This is a genomic window from Stenotrophomonas sp. 80084_Sma, assembly GCF_056481995.1.
In genome coordinates, this window is record NZ_CM151177.1 from 3554022 (window position 1) to 3573994 (window position 19973).

General features: G+C 65.5%; 16 protein-coding genes and 1 pseudogene. 6 read left to right on the forward strand and 11 right to left on the reverse strand.

The annotated features are described in order from the left end of the window. The first annotated feature begins 16 nt into the window (after positions 1-16). Positions 17-2884, forward strand: a complete 2868-nt coding sequence (gene gcvP, locus ACZK3W_RS16525; protein WP_197616337.1) for an aminomethyl-transferring glycine dehydrogenase — start codon at positions 17-19, stop codon at positions 2882-2884. Positions 2885-2976: 92 nt separating this feature from the next. On the opposite strand, the gene ACZK3W_RS16530 is transcribed toward gcvP, so the two are convergent. From ACZK3W_RS16530 to ACZK3W_RS16540, 3 genes are all read right to left on the reverse strand, one after another. Then, on the reverse strand, positions 2977-3387 hold the full coding sequence (locus ACZK3W_RS16530) for a VOC family protein (protein ID WP_005410627.1): 411 nt from the start codon (positions 3385-3387) through the stop codon (positions 2977-2979). 103 nt (positions 3388-3490) lie between these two features. Next, positions 3491-4858, reverse strand: coding sequence for an amino acid permease (locus ACZK3W_RS16535; protein ID WP_125895312.1), 1368 nt, complete (start codon positions 4856-4858; stop codon positions 3491-3493). A gap of 81 nt (positions 4859-4939) precedes the next feature. Continuing rightward, the gene (locus ACZK3W_RS16540) at positions 4940-5662 is read right to left on the reverse strand and encodes an AraC family transcriptional regulator (RefSeq protein WP_032127825.1); all 723 of its coding nucleotides are present in this window, start codon (positions 5660-5662) and stop codon (positions 4940-4942) included. 173 nt (positions 5663-5835) lie between these two features. Between ACZK3W_RS16540 and ACZK3W_RS16545 the strand changes: the two are divergent. Both ACZK3W_RS16545 and ACZK3W_RS16550 read left to right on the forward strand, forming a co-directional pair. Continuing rightward, a pseudogene (locus ACZK3W_RS16545) lies at positions 5836-7869 on the forward strand (catalase); the annotation flags it as partial. 22 nt (positions 7870-7891) lie between these two features. Then, positions 7892-8365, forward strand: a complete 474-nt coding sequence (locus ACZK3W_RS16550) for a hypothetical protein (protein ID WP_197616335.1) — start codon at positions 7892-7894, stop codon at positions 8363-8365. A gap of 9 nt (positions 8366-8374) precedes the next feature. Here the strand turns inward: ACZK3W_RS16550 and ACZK3W_RS16555 are convergent, their stop codons facing one another. Then, positions 8375-9115: an alpha/beta fold hydrolase gene (locus ACZK3W_RS16555; RefSeq protein ID WP_125895332.1), complete on the reverse strand. Its 741-nt coding sequence runs from the start codon at positions 9113-9115 to the stop codon at positions 8375-8377. Positions 9116-9255: 140 nt separating this feature from the next. On the opposite strand from ACZK3W_RS16555, the gene ACZK3W_RS16560 reads away from it, so the two are divergent. After that, on the forward strand, positions 9256-9822 hold the full coding sequence (locus ACZK3W_RS16560; RefSeq protein WP_293795323.1) for a hypothetical protein: 567 nt from the start codon (positions 9256-9258) through the stop codon (positions 9820-9822). Between the two features lie 14 nt (positions 9823-9836). Then, a complete protein-coding gene (locus ACZK3W_RS16565) occupies positions 9837-10127 on the forward strand; it encodes a hypothetical protein (protein ID WP_107432237.1) in 291 nt (96 codons plus the stop codon). A gap of 86 nt (positions 10128-10213) precedes the next feature. Here ACZK3W_RS16565 and ACZK3W_RS16570 read toward each other — a convergent pair whose 3' ends face one another. The 7 genes from ACZK3W_RS16570 to hflK form a co-directional block, all read right to left on the reverse strand. Then, entirely contained in the window at positions 10214-12340 is a 2127-nt protein-coding gene (locus tag ACZK3W_RS16570) for a methyl-accepting chemotaxis protein (protein ID WP_197616333.1), read from the reverse strand. Positions 12341-12463: 123 nt separating this feature from the next. Next, a complete protein-coding gene (locus tag ACZK3W_RS16575) occupies positions 12464-13741 on the reverse strand; it encodes a ComEC/Rec2 family competence protein (RefSeq protein WP_197616331.1) in 1278 nt (425 codons plus the stop codon). 153 nt (positions 13742-13894) lie between these two features. Continuing rightward, positions 13895-14533, reverse strand: a complete 639-nt coding sequence (locus ACZK3W_RS16580; RefSeq protein ID WP_197616329.1) for a hypothetical protein — start codon at positions 14531-14533, stop codon at positions 13895-13897. 127 nt (positions 14534-14660) lie between these two features. Next, the gene (locus tag ACZK3W_RS16585; protein WP_197616326.1) at positions 14661-15953 is read right to left on the reverse strand and encodes an adenylosuccinate synthase; all 1293 of its coding nucleotides are present in this window, start codon (positions 15951-15953) and stop codon (positions 14661-14663) included. Positions 15954-16494: 541 nt separating this feature from the next. Then, positions 16495-16680, reverse strand: coding sequence for a DUF2065 domain-containing protein (locus ACZK3W_RS16590; RefSeq protein WP_005410640.1), 186 nt, complete (start codon positions 16678-16680; stop codon positions 16495-16497). A 67-nt stretch (positions 16681-16747) separates the two neighbouring features. Beyond that, positions 16748-17611 carry a protease modulator HflC gene (gene hflC / locus ACZK3W_RS16595; RefSeq protein WP_010482785.1) on the reverse strand — a complete coding sequence of 288 codons (864 nt, stop codon included), beginning with the start codon at positions 17609-17611 and terminating at the stop codon, positions 16748-16750. Continuing rightward, positions 17608-18741, reverse strand: coding sequence for an FtsH protease activity modulator HflK (gene hflK / locus ACZK3W_RS16600; RefSeq protein WP_049401370.1), 1134 nt, complete (start codon positions 18739-18741; stop codon positions 17608-17610). The genes hflC and hflK overlap by 4 nt, the downstream gene beginning before the upstream one ends. 153 nt (positions 18742-18894) lie before the next feature. On the opposite strand from hflK, the gene ACZK3W_RS16605 reads away from it, so the two are divergent. Beyond that, the gene (locus tag ACZK3W_RS16605) at positions 18895-19890 is read left to right on the forward strand and encodes a YhdH/YhfP family quinone oxidoreductase (RefSeq protein ID WP_197616324.1); all 996 of its coding nucleotides are present in this window, start codon (positions 18895-18897) and stop codon (positions 19888-19890) included. Positions 19891-19973 lie beyond the last annotated feature (83 nt).

Sequence of the window (19973 nt, forward strand, 5' to 3'; positions counted from 1 at the left end):
TGACGGATCCTTCGCCATGTCCCAGAACACCCCTTCCCTGCGTGAGCTCGAGCACCACAATGCGTTCGTCGAGCGCCACATCGGCCCCAACGACGCCGAGATCGCGCAGATGCTCGATGTCGTCGGCCACGCGTCGCTGGATGGCATGACCGATGCCATCGTACCGGCCAAGATCAAGTCGCCGGCGCCGCTGGCGCTGCCGGAGTCGATGACCGAAGTGCAGGCACTGGCGAAGATCCGTGCGATCGCCGACAAGAACACCGTGCTGCGCAGCTTCATCGGCCAGGGCTACTACGGTACCCACACGCCGAACGTGATCCTGCGCAACATCTTGGAAAACCCGGCCTGGTACACCGCCTACACCCCGTACCAGGCGGAAATCTCGCAGGGCCGCATGGAAGCGCTGATCAACTTCCAGACCCTGTGCGCCGACCTCACCGGCATGGAAATCGCCAACGCCTCGCTGCTGGACGAAGCCACTGCCGCCGCCGAAGCGATGACCCTGGCCAAGCGTTCGGCCAAGTCGAAGTCGGACACCTTCTTCGTGCACGACGCCGTGCACCCGCAGACGCTGGAACTGCTGCGCACCCGCGCCGAGCCCATGGGCATCGTGCTGCGCGTCGGCACTCCGGCCGAAGCGCTGGAAGCGGAAGCCTTCGGCCTGCTGCTGCAGTACCCGGACACCTTCGGCCAGGTCGGCGACTACAAGGCGCTGGTCGATGCCGTGCACGCACGCGGCGGCCTGGTGGCCGTCGCCACCGACCTGCTGGCCCTGACCCTGCTGGCCGCCCCGGGCGAATGGGGCGCGGACATCGTGGTCGGCAACAGCCAGCGTTTCGGCGTGCCGTTCGGCTTCGGTGGCCCGCACGCCGCCTTCATGGCGTGCCGTGACGCCTACAAGCGCTCGATGCCGGGCCGCCTGATCGGCGTCTCGATCGACGCGCAGGGCAACCCGGCCTACCGCCTGACCCTGCAGACCCGCGAGCAGCACATCCGCCGCGAGAAGGCCACCTCCAACATCTGTACTGCACAGGTGCTGCTGGCGGTGATGGCGTCGATGTACGCCGTCTACCACGGCCCGGACGGCCTGACCCGCATCGCCCGCCGCACCCATCGCCTGGCCTCGATCCTGGCCGCCGCGCTGCGCAACGCCGGCGTGCAGGTCGGTGGTGACTTCTTCGACACCCTGCATGTCACCGGCGTGCATGCCGATGAGATCCACGCCAAGGCACGCGCCGCCGGTTACAACCTGCGCGCGATCGACAGCGACTCGGTCGGCATCAGCCTGGACGAGACCACTACCCGCGCCGACATCGTCGCCGTGGCTGCCGTGTTCGGTGCCTCGCTGGACGTCGACGCACTGGATGCCAGCACTGCCGATGCGCTGCCGGCCGGCCTGCTGCGCCAGTCCGCGTTCCTGACCCACCCGGTGTTCAACACCCACCACAGCGAGCACGAGCTGCTGCGCTACCTGCGTTCGCTGGCCGACAAGGACCTGGCAATGGACCGCACGATGATCCCGCTGGGCTCGTGCACCATGAAGCTCAACGCCACCGCCGAGATGATTCCGGTGACCTGGCCGGAGTTCTCGCAGATCCACCCGCTGGTGCCGGCCGACCAGGCGCTGGGCTACAAGGAACTGATCGACACGCTGGAAGCGATGCTGGTGGAATGCACCGGCTACGACGCGGTCAGCCTGCAGCCGAACTCCGGCGCGCAGGGCGAGTACGCCGGCCTGCTGGCGATCCGCGCCTACCACCGCTCGCGCGGTGAGGAACATCGCGATATCTGCCTGATTCCGGACTCGGCGCACGGCACCAACCCGGCCTCGGCACAGATGTGCGGCATGAAGGTGGTGGTGACCAAGACCGATGCCAACGGCAACGTCGACGTCGAGGACATCCGCCTCAACGCCGAGAAGTACAGCGACCGCCTGGCCGCGATCATGATGACCTACCCGTCCACGCACGGCGTGTTCGAGGAAGAGGTGGTGGAGATCTGCGAGATCATCCACAAGCACGGCGGCCAGGTGTACACCGACGGTGCCAACATGAACGCCCTGGTCGGCGTGGCCAAGCCGGGCAAGTGGGGTTCGGATGTTTCGCACCTGAACCTGCACAAGACCTTCTGCATCCCGCACGGTGGTGGCGGCCCGGGCGTCGGCCCGTGCGCGGTCAAGGAGCACCTGGCCCCGTTCCTGCCGGGCAAGCTGGGTGACAACGGCCCGGTCGGCATGGTCAGCGCGGCCAGCTTCGGCAGCGCCTCGATCCTGCCGATCAGCTGGATGTACATCGCGATGATGGGCCGCGACGGCCTGCGCAAGGCCACCCAGATCGCGCAGCTCAACGCCAACTACATCGCCAAGCGCCTGGCCCCGCACTTCAAGACGCTTTACACCGGCCGCAACGGCCTGGTGGCGCATGAGTGCATCCTCGACGTGCGCCCGCTGGAGAAGACCAGCGGCATCGGCGCCGAGGACGTGGCCAAACGCCTGATCGACTTCGGCTTCCACGCTCCGACCCTGAGCTTCCCGGTGGCGGGCACGCTGATGGTCGAGCCGACCGAGAGCGAATCGCTGCACGAGCTGGATCGCTTCATCGACGCGATGATCCAGATCCGCGAGGAGATCACCGCGATCGAAGACGGCCGCCTGGACCGCGAGGACAACCCGCTGAAGAACGCGCCGCATACCGCGACCGCGGTGACCGCTAGCGAGTGGACCCACGCCTACCCGCGTGAACTGGCTGCGTTCCCGCTGCCGAGCCTGAAGCTGCAGAAGTACTGGCCGCCGGTGGCACGCGTGGACAACGTGTACGGCGACAAGAACGTGATGTGCGCCTGCATCCCGGTCGATGCCTACAAGGATGATGAAGTCGAGGCGTGATTCCTCGCTGCATCGGTAAAGAAAACGGCCCGCGCAAGCGGGCCGTTTTCATAAGCGCGTGTGGACCAAGGTCCACACCCACAAACATCCGATCACGGATCCGGCATCTGCCCCAGGCTCAACTGCCACGACACGCCGAAGCGGTCCTGCACCCAGCCGTAGCGGTTGCTGAAGTCATAGTCGCCTACCGGCATCAACCAATGGCCGCCCTCACCCAGCACGCGTGCGGCACGTTCGAACTGCTCGGCGCCGGAGCACTCCACGAACAGCGAGATCGACGGTGAGAAGGTGAAATCGTGCACGTCCAGGCTGTCGAAGCACAGGTAGTGGGTTCCACCGAGCAGGAAGATGGCCTGGCGGACCTGCCCGGGCACGCCGGCACCGGCGCCGTCCGGATGGCGCTGCATTGCCAGCAGGCGGAAATCGGCGAAGGCCTCGGCATACAGAGCCAAGGCCGCTTCGGCCTGGCCGGTGAACATCAGGAAGGGGCGGCTGCGCAGCATGCGGTACTCCTGGTCGACGGGCCGCGGACGGCCCACACGATCAGGATGGCACGGCGGATGTGCAGCCCCCGTGGTAGTGCCGGCCGCTGGCCGGCAGCTTCAATCACGCCTCGCGCATGCGCCGTGCGATGGCGCTGCTGGTGGCGATCGTGGCGGTCAACGCCACCATCGACAGGAACTGCAGGCGGGTGTGCGACTCGCTCAGCAGCAGGCCGAAGATCAGTGCCAGGATCGCCAGCGCGCAGCAGGTCAGCCACGGGAAGCCGGCCATGCGGAACGGCAGGCGGGTACCCAGGCGATCCGCGCGGCGACGCAGCACCAGCTGCGACACCAGCGACAGCGTCCACACCAGCAGGCAGGTGGAACCGACGATGTTCAGCAGCACCGGCAGCACCCGGTCCGGGAACAGCAGTTCCATCACCGTGGCGGCAAAGCCGAACAGCACGCTGGCCAGCACGGCGATCACCGGCACCTGGCGCGGGTCGGTCCAGCCGAGCACCGCCGGTGCCTCGCGGCGCTGCGCCAGCGAATACATCATGCGCGAGGCGCCGTAGAGGTTGGCATTGAGTGCCGACAGCAGTGCGATCACCGCGATCAGGGTGATGGCCGTACCCGCGCCCGGGATGCGGGCGATATCCAGCACCGCAGCGAACGGCGACTTCAGCGCCTCGCTGGTCCACGGCACCACGGCGATGATCACGCTCAGCGAGCCGATGTAGAACACCAGGATGCGCCAGGCCACGGTGCGGATGGCACGGGCAATGCTGCGCTCGGGATCTTCGGTTTCGGCCGCAGCGACGGCTACGATCTCGGTGCCGCCAAAGGCAAAAACGACAACCAGCAGCGCCGTGCCGATGCCGGCCAGCCCCTTCGGCGCGAAGCCGCCATGCTCGGTGAAGTTGCTCAAGCCCGGCGAGGTGACCTGCGGCAGCCAGCCCATCAGCAGCGCCACACCGATGGCGATGAAGGCCAGGATCGCCACCACCTTGAGGATGGCGAACCAGAATTCGAACTCGCCGAAGTTCTTCACCCCGAGCAGATTGATCGCGGTGAAGAACAGCATGAAGGCCAGCGCCGCCATCGGTACCGGTATCGCCGGCCAGACCGTGGCAAGAAGCCCGGCCGCGCCTACCGCCTCGGCGGCGATCACGATCACCAGCTGCACCCACCACAGCCAGCCCACGGTGGCGCCGGCGGTGGCGCCCATGGCATCAGCGGCATAGACCGAGAACGCGCCACTGGTCGGCTTGGCCGCCGCCATCTCGCCCAGTGCGTTCATCACGATGATCACCAGCGCACCAGCGACCAGATACGACACCAGAACCGCCGGGCCGGCTGCCTGTACACCCACGCCCGAGCCGAGGAACAGGCCGGCGCCGATGGCGCTGCCCAGGCCCATCATGATCAGCTGGCGGGGCTTGAGCGAGTGCCCGAGGCGGGACGGCGAAGCGGTCGGAATCGAGTTGGGCATCGGCAGGGCTGGCGGCGGCTACAGGGGCGACACCTTACCCTGTCCCGTGCCCACGGGGATAGGCACAGCGCAGCAGGCGGCTCAGGCCAGCGCCGGCTCGCCGACGTTGCCACCAATACGGGCCCGGTAGGCGCGCGGCGAGAAACCGGTTTCAGCCTTGAACTTGCGGGTAAAGGCGCTCTGGTCGCTGAAACCGCAGGCCTGGCCGATGCAGGCGATGCTGTCGTCACCGTGCAGCAGGTGCATGGCCATCTGGATCCGCAGCCGGGTCAGCACCTGCTGCGGGGTCATCTGGAACACCTTGCGGAAGCTGCGCTCCAGCTTGGACAGCGAGAAGCCGGTGATGTCCAGCAGGGTCTGCATGCGCACGTTCTCGGCGTAGTGCGCATTGAGGTGGGCCAGGGCCAGCCGCAGCTGCTCGTATTGGGTGCCCAGGCTGTCCTTCTGGCCAAGGTCGCGGGATATGCCGATCAGGCCCTCGATGGCCCCATCGACCACCAGCGGGCGCTTGCAGGTCAGGCACCAGCCCGGTTCGCGGTTGGCGAACAGGTGCAGCTCCATCAGGTTCTCGATCACCTCACCGGACAGCACGCGGGCGTCCTGGTCGACGTAGTCCGCACTGAGGCCGGTCGGGTAGATCTCGGCCGCGGTACGCCCGATCACGTCCTTGCGCGCGCGCAGACCCAGCCGCCGCAGCATGGTCTGGTTGACGTGGGTGTAACGCCCCTGAAGGTCCTTGATGAAGAACAGCACATCCGGGATGGCGTCGAACAGGGCTTCGATGTCGGCGGGCTCGACTCGCATGGGGCAAGCATACCCGAGCCTGCTTTTGCCTGTACGTTCACCTTTGCCGGACCTCGGTTTAACGGGCTCGGTTCCAGTGTCGTGGTTCTCTTTCAGATCCTCCGGAGCCAACGTCAATGGCCGCCAGCAAGCCGACCGGCAAGCGCGCAACCACCCACGCTGAAAACCAACACCGGGGCAACGGTGATGAACTGCACCAGCAGGCCGGGGGCAGCCATCCGGTGATGACCACCGATCAGGGCATCCCGGTGGCGGACAACCAGAACTCCCTGCGGCAGGGAGCTCGGGGGCCCACGCTGCTGGAGGACTTCATCCTGCGCGAGAAGATCACCCACTTCGATCACGAACGCATTCCCGAGCGCATCGTGCACGCACGTGGCAGCGCAGCACATGGCTACTTCGAACTGACCCGATCGCTGAAAGCGCATACCCGCGCGCGCGTCCTGACCGAGGTAGGCGTGAAGACACCCGTGTTCACCCGCTTCTCGACGGTAGCCGGTGGCGCAGGCTCGGTGGACACCCCGCGCGACGTGCGCGGCTTCGCGGTCAAGTTCTATACCAAGGAGGGCAACTGGGACTTGGTCGGCAACAACATCCCGGTGTTCTTCATCCAGGACGCCATGAAATTCCCGGACCTGGTGCACGCGGTGAAGATGGAACCGGACCGTGCCTTCCCGCAGGCGGCCACGGCCCACGACACCTTCTGGGATTTCATCTCGCTCATGCCCGAGTCGATGCACATGATCATGTGGGCAATGAGCGACCGTGCCATTCCGCGTTCGCTGCGAATGATCGAAGGCTTCGGCGTGCACAGCTTCCGCCTGCTGAACGAGGCAGGTGAGTCGACCTTCGTCAAGTTCCACTGGCGGCCGAAGCTGGGCATCCAGTCAACGGTCTGGGACGAAGCGCTGAAGCTGCAGTCGGCCGACAATGACTTCCATCGCCGTGACCTGTTCGAGGCCATCCAGCGCGGTGACTTCCCGGAATGGGAGCTGGCAGTGCAGCTGTTTACGGAAGAAGAGGCCGACGCATTCCCGTTCGATCATCTGGACCCGACCAAGATCATTCCCGAATCACTGGTGCCGTTGCAGGTCATCGGCCGCATGGTGCTGGACCGCTGGCCGGACAACTTCTTCGCCGAGACCGAGCAGGTGGCGTTCTGCCCGGCCAACGTGCCGCCCGGCATTGACTTCAGCAACGACCCGCTGCTGCAGGGGCGCCTGTTCTCCTATCTGGACACCCAGCTGCTGCGCCTGGGCGGCCCCAACTTCCACCAGATCCCGGTGAATGCTCCGAAGTGCCCGTTTTCCAATCATCAGCGCGACGGGCACATGCAGATGCAGGTGCCCAAGGGCCGGGTGGCCTACGATCCCAGCTCGCTGCAGGAAGACACACCGCGCGAGGCCTCAAGCGGATTCCGCAGTCACGCCAGCACGGACGATGGCCGCAAGGGCCGCATCCGCGCGGAGAGCTTTGCCGACCACTACAGCCAGGCCCGCATGTTCTTCCGTAGCCTTGAAAAGCCGGAACAGGCCCATCTGGCATCGGCGCTGGTGTTCGAGTTGTCCAAGGTGGAAACGCTGAAGGTGCGGGTGCGTACCCTCAGCCACCTGCGCAATATCGACGACTCACTGGCACAGCGCGTGGCCGACGGGTTGGCGTTGCCTGCACTGCCCGACCCCGCGCCGACTGCCACCCCGGTGCGGGACATGCCCCCCGCTCCCGAGGTGCGAGTGATCGGGCGCAACAAGCCTACCCTGCAGGGTCGCTGCATCGGCATCCTGTTCGATGAAGGCTCCGACGCTCGCATCATTGCCAGCCTGAGCAAAGCAGCCAGGAAAGCAGGTGCAGACGTGAAGCTGGTCGCCCCCAAAGTGGGTGGCGCCACGCTCAGCGATGGCGCCTTGCAGGCGGCGGATGGGCAGCTGGCGGGCACCCCCTCGGCCGTGTTCGATGCGGTGGCCGCAGTGCTCAGCCCGGAGGCCGCGAAGGCTTTGTCGAAAGAGAGTGCAGCCATCGAATTCGTCAGCCAGGCGTGGGCGCACCTGAAGGCCATTGCCAGCGATGCCGGCGGCCATGCGCTGCTGAAGGCAGCAAGGGTCGGCAACGATGCCGGCATCGTCGAAGCGGAAGATGCCAAGGCCTTCCTGGCGGTCGCCGCCACCCGCCAATGGGCGCGTGAACCCAAGCTGCGCCTGCTGGCCTGACTACAACGACAGGAGAACCGTCATGCCCCGTGGTGACAAATCCGCATATACCGACAAACAGAAGCGCCAGGCCGAGCACATCGAGGAAAGCGAGCGCGAGCGCGGTGCCGGCGAAGGCACGGCCGAGCGTATTGCCTGGGCTACCGTGAACAAGCAGGATGGCGGCGGCAAGCGTAGCGGCAGCGCACGCAAGGGTACGAAGAAGGCGACCCGCAAGACCGCTGCCAAGAAGGCGCCTGCCAGGAAGTCCGCTACAAAGAAGGCCACACCCAAGACGGCAGCGAAGAAGGCACCTGCGAAGAAGGCGGCGGCTAAGAAGGCACCGGCTCGCAAGACAGCCACAAAGAAGACGACAAAGAAGACGGTGGCCAAGAAGGCCAGCACTCCCGCCTCGCGTAGTGCTGCCGCGAAGAAGGCAGCGAAGACCCGTGCGGCAAAGAAGACCGTGCGCAGGGTGGCAGCGAAGAAGGCAGCACGTACCCGCGCGCGCGGCTGAGCCCTTCGATCAGGGCGACAGCGTCCTCATCCACGCGGCAACTTCGGCTGCAGCTGCGTCGGCGCGCGCCTGGAGTAGCAGATGCGGCCCTTCCAGCGAAACATGACGAGCATCCGGCAAAAGGGCCTGCAGCTCTGCCACGCTGGGCGGCCACAGCAGGCGGTCATGGCACGCGTGCAGGCACAGCGTCGGCACTTCGATTGCCGACAGCAATGCGCGTACGTCGACCCGCAGGGTCGCTGCGGCGCGTTGCCGCAACGTGATCGCCGGAATCTGGACCAACGCATCGCGCAGCATCGACATGTGCTCGCGGGTGCGCCACCGCCCCAGCAGCAGGCGCGCCAGCAACGCCACGGGAGGCAGAGGCCAAGCCGGCGACAGCAGGGCTGCGCTGGCTGCCGGCAATGGCACCGGCCGACGCGCAAAGGTCGAGGCAAGCACCAGTCCGCGCAGCCCGGTAGGGTGTCGCGTGGCCAGTTCAACTGCCAACGGGCCCGAGAAGGACTCGGCAAGCAGGATGAAGGGATGGCCGGGCAGCTGCGACCACAGCCGTTGGGCTAGCGTGGCGTGATCCTGCCCTCCCTGCGCAGGTAGCGTAATCGCCTGCGTCGTCAGCCCATGAGCCTGAAGTGCTGACAGAAACGGGGTGGACAGGCTGCCGGAGCCATCCAGGCCGGGCAGCATCAGCACGTGCTGCGGCGCAGCCGATGCTGAATCACAGCCCGGCTTTTCCTCGCTCCCGATTCCCATGTCACCTCCTTTGCTGACAAGCATCACCCACATCGGCATGCAACGGAACCTCTGCTCCGGCTCTCCGGCTGCTTTGCCGGTCAAGGTTGAGCAATACTGCCCGCTCTGCCGCGGAACGCGGCTGCCAAGGAGAGCCGTTGGTGCGATGGACCTACGCGCTGGCCATGATGGCCATGATGGCCATGATGGCCATGATGGCCATGATGCTGCCACTGAACAGCTCCGCCAGCGATGGTTGGATAAACGGGGACGGCAAGGCGATGCCGGAGACCGGTGCTATGAAATCCAGCGGTGGCTTTGCTGCATCGCTGCTGGTTACCTCCGATGCCGACTGGCAGGCCAAGTGGGAAACCCCACCGGAGACCACTCCCGGTTTTACCGAGGCCAACGAAGTCCACCTGGGCGGTGAATTGTTCTTGCTGACATTCCTGTCCAACCCGCAACTGGACGAGAACCGCGTACCCAAGGTGCACTGCGATCTGCGCATGCTACGTCCGGACGGCAGTACCAGTATCGACGAACCCGATGTTCCCTGTTTCACCACTGCCCTGCCCGGCCCGCCAACCCTGTTGTACATGGCCAACCTGCACCTGAAGTTCGTCGCCGAGGCCAGTGATCCGAAAGGCACATGGACTGCGCAGGTGGTGGTCAGGGATCTGCTGCGGAATGTGAGCCTGCCTCTGCAGGCTCGCTTCGACGTCCGTTGAACGGAGGCATGCGAATGAAGATGCGGCGATTACTGAGCTGGACCGGTCTTGCGCTTTGCGTGGTCTACCTGCTGTTGACCGCATGGCTGGTTCACGGCGCGCAGTCGGACGCGGACCCGAAGGGCACCTATATCCTGATGGCGCTCCCCATCACCCTACAGTCCGCCGCACTCGATGCCATCGGCGCAGGCAGCCTGCTGTACGGCAAACCCTGGTCGACCGCGTATGCAGTGCTGCTTCCGCCAACACTGCTGTTGCTGTACGCAGCCGGCTGGCTGATCGAACGCGCCGCGCGCGGGCGCTAGCCAGCGGCACGGACCGGTTGCGCGCATCGACGCCCTGCACGCGGGAGCGCATGCAGGGCGCCATCCAACATCCAGTCGCAGGTTGCTTACGCCGCCTGCGCAGGCATGATGGGCATGCGCGCGCCCTGCTCCACCTTGAACACCGAAACCGACGTGGTCAGCGCATGCGCCTGTTCTTCCAGCGCGCGGCTCGCCGCGGTGGCTTCTTCCACCAGCGCAGCGTTCTGCTGGGTCACCTGGTCCATCTGCACCACCACCTGGTTGACCTGCTCGATACCGGCGGCCTGTTCCTTGCTTGCCGCTGCGATGTCGCTCATCAGCTGGGTGGTGCGCGAACTTGCCTGGGCTACGCGGGCGATCGCGGCTTCCGATTCAACGGTCACTGCCAGGCCGCTCTTCACCTTGGCAGCGGCATCTTCGATCAGTTCCTTGATCTCCTTGGCGGCGACACCGGCACGCTGCGCGAGCGTCCGCACTTCACTGGCGACCACGGCGAATCCACGCCCCTGCTCACCTGCACGCGCCGCTTCCACCGCAGCATTCAGCGCCAGGATGTTGGTCTGGAACGCGATGCCATCGATCACCGTCGAAATTTCCGAGATGCGTGCCGAGGACTGGTCGATCTCACCCATGACCGAGGCCATCTGTGCCATCGCCTGCTCGGTCTCGCGCACGGCGGCACCGGCCGCATGCGCTTCACTGTCGGCCTGACGCGCCAGCTCGGCGTTCTGGCGCACGGTGGAGGTCAGTTCCTCCATCGATGCGGCCGCTTCTTCCAGATTGGCTGCCTGCTGCTCGGTACGGCGCGACAGGTCGTTGTTGCCGGCGGCCAGTTCCTGCGCCGCGTTGTTGATGCTGTCGGCAGCCACCTGGATGCCATGCACGATGCCGGTCAGCTGTGCGGTGGTGGTGTTGGCATCGTCGCGCATGCGTGCGAACACGCCGTCGTACTCGCCGTCCATGCGTGCGGTCAGGTCGCCGTGCGAGATCGCGCGCAGCACGTCGGAGACATCGGCGATGCTGGCCTGTGAACTGGCCATCATGCCGTTGAGATGTTCGACCATCGCCTTGAACTGGTACTGGAACGCAGCGGCATCACCACGCATGCTGAAATCACCGGCGCGTGCGGCGCGGGCCAATTCATCGATCTGCGCGTTGATCGCCATCAGGCTCTGCTTCACCGCGGCCAGGGTACGGGTCAGCGTGCCCTTCTCGCCCGGGTAGTCGGGCAGGTCACGGCTGAGGTCGCCGATGGCGTAGCGCTGCATCACCTCGGCCATCAGCAGTTCCACCTGCACGTGCGATTCGACCAAGCTGTTGGTGGCCTGCACCATGCGACCGAAGTCACCGGGGAACGCCGTGACGTCCATGCGATAGCGGATCGCGCCCGCCTCATGCTGCTCAGCCATCTGCAGCTGTGCGCCGATCGCCGCCTGCACGCTCTGCCGCACGCTGGCCATCGCCTCGCCCAGCTGGGTCAGTTCGTCACGGCCGCCAAGGCGGAACTCCTGGTCCAATTGTCCCTTGGACAGGCGCTCGGCCAGGTTCACCGCGCGGGCCAGCGGACCGGTCAGGCTGCGGCCGATCATCACCGAGGCACCGATGCCCACCAGCAGCGCGACGCCGCCCAGCACCAGCAGCTGCAGCAGGCTGCGCTCACCCAGGCGGATCGCCTCGGCGGCTGCCTCACGGCTTTCCTTCTCTTCGAAGTCCACGCCATCGGACAGCGCCTTGTTCCAGCCGTTTGCTGCTTCCTGCACGGGGCCCAGGGTCAGCGCTACGGCGCCCGGGTAGTCGCCCTGCTCCATCAGTTCGCTGGTCTGCTTGTTGAGTGGACGCGCAATGGCACGCTTGGCGGCGATGGTTTCCGCGATGGCCTTGCCGTCGGCGTCGCTGGGCAGCGCCTGGTAGGCGGTCCAGCTGGCCTCGTAGCGCTTGACCAGATCGGCGATACGCTGCTCGTCGTGGCCGCGGTCATCGCCCTGGCGGATCAGCATCTCGCGGCGCACCACCATCATCTGGTTGTTGGCATCAAGCATCTGCGACAGCAGGCGCACCTTGGCCACGCTGACATCGACCACCTGCTGCATCGCGCGCTTCTGCACGACACTTGCGGTGGCGCCGGTGGTCACCACGGCGGCAACCAGCAGCAGCAACAGGCCAAAGCCCAGCCCAAGACGCCAGGCAACCCTGACGTTCCTCAAATAGTTCATCGGTACATCCAAAACGGGGGGATGTGGCCCTATCGGCACGCAAGGCCGCAATCTTGATGTGTGCCTGCACCACTCCATTTATTGATTCAGGAATGTGATGGGGCCTGGGCCAGCGTTCCAAGGCTAGAAGTGATAGTCCAGTTCGACACCCACTTTGTAAGTCGCGATATGGACGGTTCCATTGCCTTGCAGATCCCGTTCCACGCTGGGATGAGGGAGTTTCTTATCGCCTGGGGCGCAATGAACAAAGGTGAGATCACCAAACATCTTCGCGGTTCCCGTCGCCCACGAGTGCTGAGATCCATGATGAGGAACCTGGATTGCGCTCAAGCTGCTCCATCGCTTATGACCGAAGTGCGCTTTGAGTTCGGCGAACCTATTCTGGTCGATGCCCAGATCACCCAACAACAGCAGTCCACCATGAGAGGAAACACCAGCACTGCTCATAGGTTCGTGCTCCTTGAAAAATTTGCACTGCCGTAGCTCTTTCCCAAGCGGACGTATCATCAGACACAGGGAGATATTGTTCCGATGATGCCCATCCCCTCCGAAGTGGCCGTCATAGAATTCACGGAGCTTTCCCCTCCAGTCAACGGAAGCGGAGCCCACTGCCTGCTCCGGCTGATCCATTCCCAAATCGGACAGGATCGTCGCCAGTTGGTCGCGAAGCTCCTTCACTGTCTTCTGGGATAGCCTGCTCAACCTTTGGCCCGAGTCATCCGTCTCGAAGAGATCGCTCCCCATCGAGTTGAAGAAGGTCAACTCAACGGGGAAAGTGCCTGCCCTGCGCCTGGCGGAGTCCTCGACCAATCGAACCGATGCACGCTCAATTTCAGCCCCGCGAGTGGAAAGAACATACTCTTCACTTACTGCAACACGATCGCTTTCATTGCCGCCGCTGTCAGGGAACGGTTCGATGTTCTCACCCTCTTCCGCCGGCCCTCCGGACTGGACGAACATCAACTCGCCGACATTGTCCTCAAACCCATTCGCTGCCAACCAACGGACGGGAACAAGCTGAAGGAGGACTGCATCCAGCAGACCTTCACTCCCATTCTCTTCAGTGTTTTCTTCGTCATCCAACAGTTCCATCACGTTCTCGAGCTGCTGTCCGATATCCATGAAAGGCAACACCATCCGTTTTACCCGCCGACTCTTCAGCAACTCGCGAATCCCATTTACGTGATCAACGTCAAAATGAGAAATCACCAGAACATCCAATTCCTGCGGGAGATCCCCCCAAGTATTCAGCCGCCCAACGAGCGGTACCACATGGCTAGGCCTGCGTGAGCCACAGTCATACACCCAACTGAATCCCTTGCTGGAATCATCACTGACGATGCCAGTAAAGAAGGTTCCATGCCCGACCGGTTGAAAGCGCTGGCAAACGTGAGTCAGCATGATTCATCCATGAATATGAGTTGATATGGAAGGGAATCTACAGTAATCCGAAGCGATCCAGCGACCGGCCACCTCGGGGCAGAGGCTCCATCAATCACGCGAGCTAGGATGTAGTTGCACCGCGACACCGTGCTCGGTGCCGCCGATGCCTGATCACGTAACGGGAATACGCCGATTCAGCCTGCGCAGAAGAGTCGTGAGTATGGCCAATCCCCCTGCCAAGATCAGCAGGAAGAACGCCGCCATCTTCCAGAAGAAGAACGGCCACAGCCAGATGTAATCCAGGTCGGTCAGCTTCAGCAGGTCCAGCGGTGGCTGCAGCTCGATGTCTGCCGCGTGCCCGGCCAGGGCCGGGTCCACCTCCAGCACGGTTACCCGTAGCCATGAGCGGCCGCGTGGCAATGCGTCGCCGCGGCCATATCCAAAGTAGAACGCCGTGAGGCCGCTGGACTCAACCGAAGCCAGCGCGCGATTGATGCCCTGCCCGGCCACTCCCGAACGCTCCCCTGCACGGAAGTCTCCCTGATCGGTCGGAGTTTCGATGCGCAGCAGCACCTCGGGGTCAGCCTCTGTACCGTCCGCGGCATAGCGCAGGCGCAGGCGCAGTTGGTCATCGATGAGGCGGTAGACGGTGATCTGGGCGGTTGCGCCAGGACTCAGCACCAGCGGCACCGTCTGCGTGCGCGAAGCCAGGGTATTGGCAGCCGCACCCAGCACCAGTACCAGACAGGCGATGCCCCACAGGCTCCACAGCACCCACAGGGTGATCCGCACCACCGTTACGCCCTTCACGCTGACATCCGGGTCATCACGTCATTTCCCTGCTGGCCGTGCCGACACAGTAACGAAAAAGCCCCGCTTTCGCGGGGCTTTTCCTTCCAGCGGCGCCAAGCAAGGCCCAGTGCTACCGGTCACTCACTCAGGCGAACGGATCCTGCAGGACCATGGTGTGGTCGCGGTCCGGGCCGGTGGAGACGATGCTGATCGGGCAACCGGCCAGCTCTTCCAGCGAACGCAGGTAGGCACGTGCGGCCGGCGGCAGGTCGTCCCAGTTGGTGATGCCGTGGGTGTTCTCGCTCCAGCCCGGGAACTCCAGGTACACCGGGGTGCAGTCTTCCCAGCCCTGCGCGTCCAGCGGCGCGTACTCGGTGCGCTTGCCGTTGTATTCGTACGCGATGCAGACCTTCAGCTTTTCCATGCCATCCAGCACGTCCAGCTTGGTGATGCACAGGCCGCTGATGCCGTTGATGGCCACGGCGCGCTTCAGCGCGACGATGTCCATCCAGCCGCAGCGACGCGGACGGCCGGTCGAGGCACCGTACTCGGCGCCGCGGTCACGGATGCCCTGGCCGACTTCGTCGTCCAGTTCGGTCGGGAACGGGCCGCCGCCGACGCGGGTGGCGTAGGCCTTGGCGATGCCCAGCACGTAGTCGATCGAATCGGCGCCGACGCCGGAACCGGCCAGTGCACCACCCACGGTGGTGTTGGAGCTGGTGACGTACGGGTAGGTGCCGTGGTCGATGTCCAGCAGCGCACCCTGCGCGCCTTCGAACAGCACGCGCTTACCCTGCTTGCGCAGGTCGTGCAGGATGCCGGCCACGTCGGACTTCATCGGCTGCACGTATTCGCCGAAGGCCAGCGCTTCGTCGAAGGTCTTCTGGAAATCGACCGCATCGGTGTTCAGATACTTGGTCAGCACGAAGTTGTGGTAATCCAGCGCGGTGCGCAGCAGTTCTTTCAGCTGCTTCGGGTAATGCAGGTCGGCGATGCGGATGCCGCGACGCGCCACCTTGTCTTCGTAGGCCGGGCCGATGCCACGGCCGGTGGTGCCGATCGCCTTGCCGCCGGCAGCGCGCTCGCGCGCCTGGTCCAGGGCGATGTGGTACGGCATGATCAGCGGCGCGGCCGGAGAGATCTTCAGGCGCGAACGCACTTCCACGCCGGAGGCTTCCAGCTCGGCGATTTCCTTCTGCAGCGCGGCCGGCGAGATCACCACGCCGTTGCCGATCAGGCACAGCGCATCGTCACGCAGGATGCCCGACGGGATCAGGTGCAGGACGGTCTTCTTACCGTTGATGACCAGGGTGTGGCCGGCATTGTGGCCGCCCTGGAAGCGCACGACGGCGCCGATTTCCTCAGTGAGCAGATCGACGATCTTGCCCTTGCCTTCATCGCCCCACTGGGCACCCAACACTACGACAGACTGACCCATGACGGGCTCCTCATATGTTGCGGCCATCGGGGCCGCGGACGGTTGAACCGTGGCGGGGCTGGCCAGCACCTGGAGGGCGGCTCCAAACGGGGAGCAGCCGGCGATGGAAGGCCCATACACGGAAAAAGCCGAACGGGGAGGCCCGTCCGGCTTTTGTGCATTATCCGGGTTTCCGGGGTCGGGTGCCACCTTTCCGACGGACGGCTTCACCGGCCGGTCAGCCGCCCCGCCCGGTCGTGCCGGCCGTTGGCCGGCAATGCCAACCAAGGTTGGCATCTGCCAGAGCCGGACCACGCATGTGCCGGTCGGTCAGGCGCCTCCCGGGAGTGCCGGCCGCTGGCCGGCAATGCCAACCAAGGTTGGCATCTACCAGAGCCGGGCCACGCATGTACCGGCCGGTCAGGCGCCTCCCGGTAGTGCCGGCCGTTGGCCGGCAATGCCAACCAAGGTTGGCATCTACCAGAGCCGGGCCACGCATGTGAACGCAGGCGGCCGCTGGTGGGCAATCCCAGGTTGCCGGCCAGCGGCCGGCACTACCCTTTCAATGCCGCGCCCACCACAGCAGGCTCAGGCCGGCCAGCAGCACCAGCCCGCCAAAGCTGCGCAGGGCTGGGCTGGGCAGGTCCAGCAGGCGCTCGGCCATGCGCTTCCAGGCGAATGGGGCGACGAACAGGAACAGGCCTTCCAGCACCGCCACCAGGCAGACGGCGGCGAACAGATCTTTCATGGGGGACTCCGGAAAAAGCACGGGGCCCGGCATCTGGCCGGGCCCCGTGGGGTACTGCCCTGCGACCTCAGCGGTCGTTCTTCAGGTACTGCAGGAACGGGTCGTTCTTGTCGAGCACGATCACGCCGTTGCCGTCGGTCATGGAGCCACGGTAGGCCTCCAGGCTGCGGTAGAACGCATAGAACGACGGGTCGGCCGAGCCGGCCTTGCCGTAGATGCGCGCCGCATCGGCGTCGCCTTCACCGCGCAGGCGCTGTGCATCACGCTCGGCCTCAGCGATCAGCACGGTGCTGTCACGGTCGGCCTGGGCGCGGATGGTCAGCGACTGCTCCTCGCCCTCCGCACGCAGCTTGGCCGCTTCCTGCTTGCGCTGGGCGCGCATGCGCTCGTACACGTCATTGATCACCTGGCTGTCGGTGGGCAGGTCCACCTGCTTGATGCGCAGGTCGATCATCTGCATGCCGAGGCCCGCCACCGCTTCGTTGATCCCCTTCAGCTGCTCGGCGATCAGCTCGCTGCGGTCGCCGGAGACCAGCTGCTGCAGGGTGCGCGAGTTGATCTGGTTGCGCAGCGAGTCGGTGATGATCGGTGCCAGGCGGGCGTTGGCGATGCGCGGATCGCCACCGGTGGCACGGAAGTAGTCACCCACGTTGGAGATGTAGCCGATGGCGAAGAAGTCGACGCTGACGTCCTTCTGCTCGGCGGTGAAGTAACGCGCCGGGGCGGTGTCGAGCACCTGGAAGCGGCGGTCGAAGACCTTCACCGTTTCCACCACCGGCACCTTGAAGTGCAGGCCCGGCTTGATGTCCGAACGCACCACCTTGCCCAGGTTCAGCACCATGGCAGTCTGGTCCTCACGGACCACGTACACCGAGCCAAGCAGGCCCAGCACCACCGCCACGATCACGGCAATCCAGATAGGACTCTTCATCGGCTGCCCTCCTCACGGCCGCTCGGTCGCCCGGTCGGGCGGCCCACCGGCCGGCCCGGATCACGGGAAGCTTCCGCCGCTGCACCCGGCAGCGACGGCATCACCACCTCCGGATTGGTCACTCCCGGCGGGGCCGAGGTGGTGGGACGGGTATCGCCGGTCATCGGCACGTAGATCAGCTGGCGGCCATCGCCACCGATCACCTTGCGGTTCTCGCTCAGCACCTGCTGCACGGTCTCCAGCCACAGGCGCTTGCGGGTCACTTCCGGGGCGTCCTTGTACTGGGCCTGCAACAGGCTGAAGCGCTGCGCGTCACCCTCGGCCTTGGACACCACGGCCTGCTTGTAGCCTTCGGCGGTGGTACGGGCACGCGAGGCCTGGCCTCGGGCTTCCGGCACGACCTTGGCGGCGTAGGCCTGGGCTTCGTTGATCAAGCGTTCCTTGACCTGCTGGGCACCGTTGACCTCGTCGAAGGCCGGCTTCACTTCCTCCGGCGGACGGGCGTCCTGCAGGGTCAGGCCGGTCACGGTCAGGCCGGTCTTGAACGCCTTCAGCAGCGCCTGCAGGCGCTCTTCAGCAGCCACGGCCAGCGGGCCACGGTTGTTCAGCACGGCGTTGAGGTCGGCACGGCCGACTTCCTCGCGCACCGCGCTCTGCGCCGACTGCTCCAGCACCTGGTTGGCATCGACCGTGCCGAACAGGTACTGCTGCGGGTCGTCGATGCGGTACTGGACGTTCAGCGAGACGTTGACGATGTTCTCGTCGCGGGTCAGCACCGGCACCTGGATCGAGAAGGTCTTGATCTCGGTGGCATTGACCTTGGTGACCGATTCGATCGGCCACGGCAGCTTGAAGTTCGGGCCGGGCTGCAGGATGCGCGAGAACTGGCCGAAGCGCAGCACCACGCCACGCTGCTGTTCGCCGATCAGCTGGAAGCTGGAGAACAGCACCAGCAACACGACAGCCGCCACCACCCAACGCATGATGCCACCGTCGAACAGGTCCTTCAGCGGCCCGGGCAGTCCGCCCCAGCCACCACCATTGCCACCGCCGCGCGACCCGAAGGGCCCGCGTCGATTGTCCTCGGGGCCTTGTCCGCCCTTGTTGCCGCCGGGTGTATTCCAGGCCATGCACGCTCCATCAAGATTTGGGCTGCGGCGCGGGCCCTTCCCGCACCACCAGCCGTGAAACCATCACCGATCATACAAGATGGGGCGGATCGGCAGGATCGAAAGGGGGGCAACGGGGTAAGGTGGCGTTTTCCTCGAAGTCAGGCAACGCCGATGGCCCCCACCACCCCGTTCACCGCCTTCCGCATCGAAAACGACGACGCCGGCTACCGCAGCGGCCTGGCCCAGCTCAATGTCGACGACCTCAACCCCGGCCAGGTACTGATCCGCGCCCACTGGTCTTCGGTCAACTACAAGGACGCGCTGGCGGGCACCGGCAAGGGCAGGATCCTGCGCCGCTTCCCGCTGGTCGGCGGAATCGATGTGGCCGGCACCGTGGTGGCATCCACCGACCCGGCCTGGCGTGAAGGCGATGCGGTACTGGCCACGGGCTGCGGCCTCAGCGAAACCCGCGACGGCGGCTACAGCCAGTACGTGCGGCTGGAATCGCGCGCGGTGATCGCGCTGCCGGCCGGGCTGAGTGCCCGCGAGGCAATGGTGCTGGGCACCGCCGGCTTCACGGCGGCGCTGGCGCTGCTGCGCCTGCAGGACAACCGGCAGACCCCGGAGCTCGGCCCGCTGGCGGTCACCGGCGCCAGCGGCGGTGTGGGCGCGCTGGCGCTGTCCATCTTCAGCCGTGCCGGCTACACGGTGCACGCGGTCAGTGGCAAGCCGGAGCAGTCCGACTTCCTGCACGGCATCGGTGCCGCCGAGGTGCTGCCACGCTCGGCGTTGGCCGATACCGGCCCACTGCAGTCGGCCCGCTTCGGCGGGGGCCTCGACAATGCCGGAGGCGACATGCTTGCCAGCCTGCTGGCACAGACGGTGCCCTACGGCAGCGTGGTCAGTGCCGGCCTGGCAGCCAGCCCGACGCTGGACATGACGGTGATGCCGTTCATCCTGCGCGGCGTGTCACTGCTGGGCGTGTCCTCGGCCAATGCACCGCGCGGGCTGCGCGAAGAAGTGTGGTCGCGGCTGGGCAGTGACTGGAAGCCGCAGCAGCTGGACCGCATCTGCACCGCCGAAGTCGGCCTCGATGGCCTTCCTGCCGTGTTCGAACGGATGCTGGCGGGCGGTTCGCTGGGCCGCACCGTGGTGCGGATCGACTGAACGTCGCAGGCAGGCGACGGACGGCAGATGCGCCCCTCCCGCCAGTAATGGGCCCGCACTACACTGCGGGCATTACATGGGGA